The sequence below is a fragment of the Teichococcus deserti genome (genome assembly GCF_001982615.1).
Lineage (GTDB): Bacteria > Pseudomonadota > Alphaproteobacteria > Acetobacterales > Acetobacteraceae > Pseudoroseomonas > Pseudoroseomonas deserti.
In genome coordinates this window covers 1-526 of sequence record NZ_MLCO01000582.1, presented here as the reverse complement: position 1 = coordinate 526, position 526 = coordinate 1, and the positions used below count along the sequence as shown (strand labels likewise).

Genomic DNA, 526 nt, shown 5'->3' with positions numbered 1-526 from the left:
GCGCTGGGGGCGGGGGGGGGGGCGGGCGGCCGGTGTGGCGAGGGCGGGGGGGGGCATGGGCCATGGGGCGCATCTCCGGCAGGGGTCTGCCAGCATGGTCCCGCACTGCCGCGGCTGGCCAGCGCCGTTTGCCTCGCGCGGAGTTTTTGCCGGCGCGTTTCAGTGACTTGCGGCGGCGCTGCCGGCGGACACGGGCATCTGTCTTGATCCGTTCCCCGGCCAGGCCCAGGAAAAAGCGGCCGACACGGAGGAGCCCCGCATGACCCCCGAACAGCTCGCCGCCATCGCCGCCGCCAATGCCGAGCAGGTGAAGCGCGCCCAGCAGGCGGCGCCGCAGCCGCCCGGCACGCTGCAGGCGCTGGGCGACGGCGCCGTCCAGCTTGAGACGGCCGACCGGCTGGTGCAGCTGGCCGGCGATGTCGGCGAGCTGGTGCTGGACGGGCTGCGCGCCACCGGCAGCTGCGTCAGCGCCGTCTGCGACCTGTTTCCCAGCCTGGACTGAGCGCTCCGCGGCGCGCCTCAGCCC

General features: G+C 75.5%; 1 protein-coding gene. It reads left to right on the top strand.

Annotated features, from left to right (window positions below; all coding sequences use genetic code 11):
- Positions 1-259 precede the first annotated feature (259 nt).
- Positions 260-502: a hypothetical protein gene (locus BKE38_RS30195; protein ID WP_076960721.1), complete on the top strand. Its 243-nt coding sequence runs from the start codon at positions 260-262 to the stop codon at positions 500-502.
- Positions 503-526 lie beyond the last annotated feature (24 nt).

Excerpts from the sequence above, each read along its gene's own strand:
- BKE38_RS30195 (WP_076960721.1), top strand. The coding sequence starts at position 260 with ATGACCCCCGAACAGCTCGCCGCCATCGCCGCCGCCAATGCCGAGCAG.